Origin of the sequence: Actinomyces sp. oral taxon 849 str. F0330, from assembly GCF_000239715.1 — a bacterium.
GTDB lineage: Bacteria > Actinomycetota > Actinomycetes > Actinomycetales > Actinomycetaceae > Actinomyces > Actinomyces johnsonii.
Genome location: NZ_JH470349.1, coordinates 441,111 through 448,841, shown reverse-complemented (window position 1 = coordinate 448,841; position 7,731 = coordinate 441,111). Strand labels below are relative to the sequence as shown.

6 protein-coding genes, 1 tRNA gene and 1 pseudogene are annotated in these 7,731 nt (G+C 69.1%); 5 read left to right on the top strand and 3 right to left on the bottom strand.

Annotation, left to right across the window (positions count from 1 at the left end; genetic code table 11):
• Nucleotides 1-393, top strand: a 393-nt coding sequence (locus HMPREF0975_RS03875; protein ID WP_009232831.1) for an HAD-IC family P-type ATPase, incomplete at its 5' end; no start/stop codon positions are given.
• Between the two features lie 132 nt (nucleotides 394-525).
• Here the strand turns inward: HMPREF0975_RS03875 and HMPREF0975_RS03870 are convergent.
• A complete protein-coding gene (locus HMPREF0975_RS03870; RefSeq protein ID WP_009232830.1) occupies nucleotides 526-1,521 on the bottom strand; it encodes an alpha/beta hydrolase in 996 nt (331 codons plus the stop codon).
• Nucleotides 1,522-1,734: 213 nt separating this feature from the next.
• Between HMPREF0975_RS03870 and HMPREF0975_RS17080 the strand changes: the two genes are divergently transcribed.
• From HMPREF0975_RS17080 to HMPREF0975_RS03855, 4 genes are all read left to right on the top strand, one after another.
• Nucleotides 1,735-1,860, top strand: a complete 126-nt coding sequence (locus tag HMPREF0975_RS17080) for a hypothetical protein (protein WP_009232829.1) — start codon at nucleotides 1,735-1,737, stop codon at nucleotides 1,858-1,860.
• 216 nt (nucleotides 1,861-2,076) lie between these two features.
• A complete protein-coding gene (locus HMPREF0975_RS03865) occupies nucleotides 2,077-3,513 on the top strand; it encodes a MalY/PatB family protein (protein ID WP_009232828.1) in 1,437 nt (478 codons plus the stop codon).
• Nucleotides 3,514-3,616: 103 nt separating this feature from the next.
• Nucleotides 3,617-4,825, top strand: a complete 1,209-nt coding sequence (locus HMPREF0975_RS03860) for a PLP-dependent transferase (RefSeq protein WP_009232827.1) — start codon at nucleotides 3,617-3,619, stop codon at nucleotides 4,823-4,825.
• 93 nt (nucleotides 4,826-4,918) lie between these two features.
• On the top strand, nucleotides 4,919-6,685 hold the full coding sequence (locus HMPREF0975_RS03855; protein WP_156808167.1) for an alpha/beta hydrolase: 1,767 nt from the start codon (nucleotides 4,919-4,921) through the stop codon (nucleotides 6,683-6,685).
• A 105-nt stretch (nucleotides 6,686-6,790) separates the two neighbouring features.
• Here the strand turns inward: HMPREF0975_RS03855 and HMPREF0975_RS03850 are convergent.
• Together HMPREF0975_RS03850 and HMPREF0975_RS16600 are read right to left on the bottom strand one after the other, a co-directional pair.
• A tRNA-Arg gene (locus HMPREF0975_RS03850) sits at nucleotides 6,791-6,866 on the bottom strand.
• 161 nt (nucleotides 6,867-7,027) lie between these two features.
• Nucleotides 7,028-7,731 (bottom strand): annotated as a pseudogene (locus tag HMPREF0975_RS16600) (hypothetical protein); the annotation flags it as partial.

The window sequence follows — 7,731 nt, the reverse complement described above, 5'->3', positions numbered from 1 at the left end:
CCCACCGACAAGCGGGACATCGTCGCCGCGCTGCAGGCCGAGGGCGCGGTGGTCGGCATGGTGGGCGACGGGGTCAACGACGCCGCCGCCCTGGCCCAGGCCGGCACGCAGGGGCTGGGCCTGGCCATGGGGTCGGGGGCGGACGTGGCCATCGAGGCCGCCGACATCACCCTGGTGCGCACGGATCTGGACGCCGCGGTGGCGGCGGTGCGGGTGTCGCGGGCGACCCTGCGGATCATCCGCCAGAACCTGTTCTGGGCCTTCGCCTATAACGTGGCCGCGATCCCGCTGGCGGCCGCCGGACTGCTCAATCCGATGATCGCCGGGGCCGCCATGGCCGCCTCCAGCGTCATCGTGGTCACCAACTCCCTGCGCCTGCGCCGCGCAGGCTGACTGGGCCTGGTTCGGTGTGAGGGCTCGGCGTCGAGAACCACTCATGCGGCGGTTCTCGACACCGAGTCCCTGGGCCGGGTACACCGTTCAGCGCCTGCGGGCCTCGTGAGTCCGCAGAGCGGCGCGGTGCGTTCAGCCCGCCTTGGTCAGGTGGGCGATGATGCCGTCGATGTCCTGCTGCAGCCGCTCCGGGCGCACGAAGTGGGTCCCCGAGTCCTCGTAGCGCTCGTGAGGGATACCAGCGGCCTCCAGGGCGCCGCCGAAGGTCCTCTGGGTTGGCAGGACGAAGGTCTCATTCACATCGGGATCGGTGCCGGAGACGAGGAAGATGCGCTTGCCCCGGTAGCTCTCGATGTGCTCCATCGGGTTGTCGGCGCTCACGCGCGCCTCGTCCCAGGGGAAGCCATAGATGGTGCCGCCCTTGAGCTCAACCAGCGCGGAGGAAAGATTGGCCCAGTTGGTAACGGTGCCTCCGATAGGCCCTCGCAGGTCGGCGGGTCCCGAGTGGCTGGAGACGGAGGCGAAGTGGCCGTAGTACTTGGCGGTGTACTTCAGGGCCCCGAAGCCGCCCATTGAGAAGCCGGAGACGGCGCGCCCCGAAAACTCCGCGATGGTGCTGAACGTGGCGTCGACCCACGGAATGAGCTCGCTCATGTGGAAGGTCTCCCAGTTGCGCGGCCCGGCATTCGAGGACACCGGATTGGAGTACCAGCCAGCCCTGCCGCCGTCGGGCATGACGACGATGAGATCGCGACCCGCGGTCACGTCCCGAATGCCCAGGTTGTCGAATGCCCTGAAGTCGGCATCGCCTCCGTGGAGCAGGTAGAGCACCGGATAGCGGCGCGAGGAGGTATAGCCGTCGGGCAGGAGCACGTTGACGGCCGGATTCCACCCGATGGACGGCGTGGAGAACCGGTAGTACTGCATGCGGCCACCGTCCTGGTACTCCACAATGTTCAGGCCCGCGGCCTGGGCGGGGGCCGAGGCACCCACGGAGGCGCCGGCGCCCACAGCGACGAGGGCGGCGACCCCGCCCACGCCTTTGAGTATGTTGCGTCGATTGATTGCTCGGCCGCCCGAAGGGAGGGGCGGGGCTTCGGTCATCGGTTGGTCAGATCTCTGATTCATGGGATGTACAGCTCCTTGCTGTGTCATTGATCGCGAAGGAGGGGAGCCCTCTCTCAGACCGCCTCCATCGGGTGATGGCTGCGGCGACGGCCGTCGCGACCCCGTCATGGCGTTCGCGACCGCCATCGCCAATAATACTCATTATTTACCGGTATAAAATATAGATCGGCTCCTTCCCGGAGAATCCCTCCCGCCCCTCAGGAGGCCCGGGCGATGGACCAGCGAGGTGGCGCCGACCGCGGCGCGCCCGCTATGCTCTGCGCCATGACGACTCCTCTGCCCCAGGCCCGCACGATGATGGTGCGCACCCTCGGCGAGGGTCGAATGTGCATGCGCTGACAGCGCCAGCCGTCGCTGTCTGACAGATAACGGTGAGAGTCCGAGCCGCTTGAAACCGGTTCGTCGCACTCCGCGGAGGCCCCGCCGCCCCCGTGTTCATCTCTCCAGTACCCCGCCACCCCGGCAGGCCCGCGCGCCGGCCGCCCCGGAACGCCCTGTGCCGACGCACCGCGTCCGCGCACCAGGTCGCGCCCGGGCCCGAGAGGACCCCCAGCCATGCACGCCCACCTCACCCCCATCAACAGCCCCAACGCCCCCATTCCCACTGGATCATCGTCCGGACCCGACGCCGGCGCCTGTCCCACCCGTCCAACGCTCACACCGACGCCGACCCGGGCATCCGCCGCCGTCTCCTCCCCCGCGGCCGCCTTCACCTCGACGGACCGCTCCCCCTTCTCGGGCGCTCCCGACGTCGACGCCGCCGCCTTCGACGTCGTCCCCGACCGACGCGGCACGTCCAGTCTCAAGTGGGACTTCGCCGTCGAGCGCGGACGTCCCGCGGACGTCCTGCCCCTGTGGGTGGCGGACATGGACCACGCCACCGCGCCGGCCGTCACCAGCGCCCTGCTGTGGCGCACCCGCCACGGCATCTTCGGCTACTCCGATCCCGATGACGCCTACAACGCGGCCCTGACCGGCTGGTTCTCCCGCCGCTACGGCTGGCGGGTGGAGGCGGGCTGGAACACCGTGACCCCCGGTGTCGTCCCGGCCCTGGCCCTGGCCGTGCGCGCCCTGAGCGCACCGGGCGAGGCGGTCATCATCGAGGAGCCCGTCTACTACCCCTTCCGCGAGGTCGTCGAGGACAACGGCCGTAGCGTCGCCGCCGTACCGCTGGTCCGCGATGCCGACGGCGTCTACCGCCGTGACCTGGCCGCCTTGGAGGCCACTATCGAGGAGACCGGCTCGCGCCTGCTGCTCCTGTGCAACCCGCACAACCCGGTCGGCCGGGTCTGGAGCCGAGATGAGCTCACCGCTCTGGATGAGGTGGCGTCCCGCCACGGCGTCGTCGTCGTGGCCGACGAGATCCACGCCGATCTGGCCCTGCCGGGCTTCGCCACGACGCCCTTCGCCTCCCTGGGCGAGGCGACTGCCGCCCGCACGATCACCTGCACCTCGCCGTCGAAGTCCTTCAACCTGGCGGGTCTGCAGGTCGCCAACATCCTCATCGCCGATGCGCGCCTGCGCGAGGCCTTCCGCCGCGAGCTGGCCGCCACCGGCTACTCCCAGCCCAACGTCCTGGGCCTGACAGCGTGCCGGGCCGCCTACGAGGGCGGCGAGGCCTGGCTCGATGCCCTGCGCGAGCACATCGCGGCCGCCCGCGCCCATGTCGAGGCGCGCCTGGAGCGGATCAAGGGGATCGAGGCGGCGCCCTGCGAGGGCACCTACCTGCTGTGGCTGGACTGCTCGGGCCTGATCGATGCCGCCGGCCTCGAGACGGACGAGCTCGACGACTTCATGCTGCGCCAGGCCGGGCTCTGGCTCGACGACGGCCGGATCTTCGGTGCCGGCGGCGAGGGCTTCACCCGCATCAACGTCGCCTGCGCCCGCACCACTCTCGACGCCGCCCTGGATCGGCTCGAGGCGGCCGCCACTGCGGTCATCGCCCGCGCCGCCAAGACCGCTCGACGCGGCCGTATCGCCCTGTCCGCCTGAGTCGGCCCGCCCGGCGTCCAGCCACCGGTCGCCGCCCGCGCCGGCGGCCGGTCATCAGACATCATTCCCTCCCGCCCTCCCCCGCCTCGAGGAGAAACCGCCCATGACCAGCCAGTCCGCCCCCCAGCCCATCAGCCGCCCCGAGTGTCCCGAGCCGCCGGCCGCCCGTACCTTCCCCGTCCACCACCACCCGACGTCGTCGTCCCCGACCCCGCAGGTCCGCCTGGAGACGCTGCTGGTGCGCGCCGGAACCGGCACGGACCCGGCCACGGGCGCGATCACGACGCCGATCCATCTGTCGACCGCCTACGGCCACCCGGGTCTGGGCGAGTCGACGGGTTACGACTACACGCGTACGGCCAGCCCCACCCGCGACGTCCTGCAGGACGCCCTGGCCCGCCTGGAGGGCGGGACAGCGGCTTTCGCACTGTCCTCGGGGATGGCGGCCCTGGAGCTGGTGACCCGCACTCTGGCGCCGCACGGCAGCCGGATCGTGGCACTGCGGGACCTCTACGGCGGCTCCTTCCGATTCCTGGAGGTCCTGGCCGAGGAGGGGACGGCCGACGTCGACTTCGTCCTGGGGATCGATGGCCTGCGCGCGGCCCTGACCTCCCCGGCGGACCTGGTCGTCATCGAGACCCCCACTAACCCGATGATGGTGGAGATCCCGATCCCGGAGGCGGCCGAGCTGTCCCACGCCGCCGGGGCCCTGCTGGTCGTGGATAACACCTTCTACACCCCGGTGGTGCAACGGCCCCTGGAGCTGGGGACCGACGTCGTCGTCCACTCCGGTACGAAGTACCTGGGCGGGCACAACGACGTCATGGCGGGCGTGGCGGTGGTGGCCGACGACGTCCTGGCCGAGCGGCTGAACTACCGCCTCAACACCACCGGCGCAACGCTGGGCCCCTTCGACTGCTTCCTGCTGCTGCGCGGGCTCAAGACCCTGGCGCTGCGCATGGAGCGCCACGAGGCCAACGCCACCGCGATCGCCGAGTTCCTGCGCTCCAGCCCGCACGTGACGCGCGTGCTCTACCCGGGACACTCGGGCATGGTGAGCTTCGATTTGGCCGAGTCGGTGGATGTGTCCCGGTTCCTGGCCTCGGTACGGGTGTTCACCTTCGCCGAGTCCCTGGGCGGGGTGGAGTCGCTGGTGACCTGCCCGTCGGTGCAGACGCATGCGGATGTGCCCGCCGAGGTGCGCGCCTCCTACGGGTTGAGCGACCGACTCATGCGCCTGAGCGTGGGGATCGAGCACGTCGACGACCTCATAGCGGACCTGGCCCAGGCATTCGAGGCCGCCGGCGTCTGAGAGTTCGTTCGAAGCCCGAACTGTCCATAAGGACAGGCAGTGCTGTGCTTCAGGCGGGGGCCATCGGGCTGTGGAAGGACAATGCTCGTTACTATGAGACGCCTACGAACCACCTCACCACCGCACGCCAGCTCTACCCTCACCGTCCTCACCCTGCTCGGCACGCTCACCGCCTGCAGCATGCTCGGTGCGAATATCGCAGCCGCCGCCAGCCCGCCCGCACCGGGCTCCCATGAGGCCGGCGTCGTGCTGGACAGCAGTACGAACTCGAACAGCAACGCCGACACATCTCGGGCCACCGGCAGCAACAGCTCAAACGGTTCCACGGGATCCACCGGGTCCACAGGGGCGGACGTCCCCAAGGGGCTGGAATCCTTCTACAACCAAGACCTCACCTGGACCGACTGCACCGACGACGCCACCGGCACCGCCTTCCAGTGCGCCACCGTGACCGTGCCCCTGGACTATGACAACCCGCAGGGGCAGACCATCACCGTGGCTCTCAAGAAACTGCCCTCGACGAGCCCCTCCCCTCAGGGCTCGGTCTTCCTCAACCCCGGCGGCCCCGGGGGAAGCGGTATCTCCCTCATCGAATCCAACGCCGAGCTCTACAAGAGCGGCGATCTGTCCGAGGTCCTGGCGAACTACGACGTCATCGGCTTCGACCCCCGCGGCGTCGGCCAATCCACCCCCATCACCTGCTGGACCCCCGAGGACGTCCAGGCGATTCTGGCCGGACAGGCTGAGATGCCCTCCTACTTGACGGCCGGCAGCGCCGCCGACATCGTCGCCCAGGGCTCACGCGAGGCCACGGCCTGCCAGGAGCACACGGAGGTCCCCGAGATCCTCGATCACGCGGACACCCGTTCGGTGGCCCGCGACATGGATGTCATGCGGGCGCTGGTAGGAGACAAGGACCTGAACTACCTCGGCTACTCCTACGGAACCTACCTGGGCGCGGTCTACACCGAGCTCTTCCTCGACAATATCGGACGCGTCGTCCTGGACAGCGCCATGGACCCCACCATGAATCGCCAGGAGGCAATGGAAGGTGATGCAGCAGCAGCCGAACAGGCCCTGCGCACCTATATCGAGTCCCAGCAGGGCCAGGCCGGGTTCCCCCTGAGCGGGACAACGGATGAGTCGGTCGCCCAGCTCGCGGCATTCCTCGATGGCCTGGACGCCAACCCGCTGACAGTCTCCGACTCCGTTACACCCCTGGACCGGACCAAGACCGTTAACGCCATCGGCAAGCTCGTCAACTCCTCGCCCGATAAGTGGCCGTTACTCAACGAGGGACTGGCCCAGGCCATGAACGCGCACGACGGCACCGCACTGGCGAAGAGCGCCGCCTCCCTCTCGGGCAATAGCGCACCTCCTCCCACGACCGAGAAGCAGGTCGTCGAGCAGCTCCGGGGCCTCAAGGCCTTCTCGGCCAACCGGTGCCTCGACTTCCCCGACACCGGGAATGAGGCGAGCTGGGACACGGCACTGGCCTCCTACCGCCACGACTACCCGGTTTTCCACAGCGCGCTTCCCCAGACCGACGCCTTCTGCCACGGCTGGGGGCACACCAGTAAGACCAAGGCGGTCGACGTCGACGTCGAGGCCACGAACCCGATGCTCGTCATCGGCATCCTGCACGATCCGAACACTCCCTACCCGTGGTCCCAGGCACTGGTGTCGAGAATCCGCAACAGCCATCTGCTGAGCGTGGACATATACGGGCACGGAGCCACCGGTCGCAATGCCTGTACGAGCGCGAAGGTCAGCGACTTCCTCGTCAACGGAACGCTTCCCTCTAACGGCGAGGTCTGCGCGGCCGACCCGGAGCCCGGGGCTGAAGGTGAGAAAGACTGACGTGGAGATTCAGCAGCGACTCAGCTGAGCCGCGCCGTCGGAGCCGGGGAATCCCAGAAATGGAAAACACCCCGGCTCCGACTCATTCAGCCGAGGGCGGGGTGTTGGTGCGCCCGAAGGGATTCGAACCCCCAACCTTCTGATCCGTAGTCAGATGCTCTATCCGTTGAGCTACAGGCGCCCGTCGTTGCCGACGGGTAGAAGATTACTCAGCGTCCACCCGGGGGACAAATCCACACCCCGTGAGGATGGGCACAGGGCCGGAGCACCCGCCGACGACGGGACTCCGGCCCTATGAATGCGGTTGCGGCAGCGGCGCTCACACTGCCAGCAGCAGAACGCTCATCCCCCACTGGCGGACGAGTTCAGCATCGACCACAGCGCGGCCCCGAGCACGGCATAGACGACAATGCTCAGGACGGTGGCGATAACCGCCCAGATGAGAGTGGCCCTGGCCCAGTTCTTCTTGGCGATGGAGCGGCCACTGCCGAAGGCGAGCATCAGCAGGTAGACAAACCCGATTAGCGGAATGGTCATCAGGAACATCGTCAGCATCCAGCTGCCGACCGAGTCGACGCTGCCGGCACTCTCACCCCGGGCTGCGGTCGGCGCACCACCCGCCGGCTGCCCGAACGGCGCTCCCGCCGCGGAAGGGACCATCTCGGAGAAAGAGGGAGCCTGCCCGGCCGCGGCGTCGGAGGAGGGCGCCGAACCCCACTGGGGCGCCGAACCCTGCGACTGGATGGAGGGGGCCGACGACGGTGCCGACTGGGCGACCGGCTGAGCAGCGCCCTGGGGGGCGAAGGCCTCCGCCGCCTGCTCGGCCTCGGCGCGCGCCGTCGCGGTGGGGAAGACCGAGGACATGCCGACCTCCCCTTCCTGGCGCCCCCCGCTGAAGGGATGCGAGTGCGGCACGGGTTGTTGGGCGAAGGCCTGCTGATCCTGGGGAACGGCGGGTTGGGGCTCCTGCGCCGACGCCGACCAGAACAGGGGATCCTCGCTGGAGATGCCCGGCCGTCCAGCGGCGGGTGCCGAGGGGGTTCCGG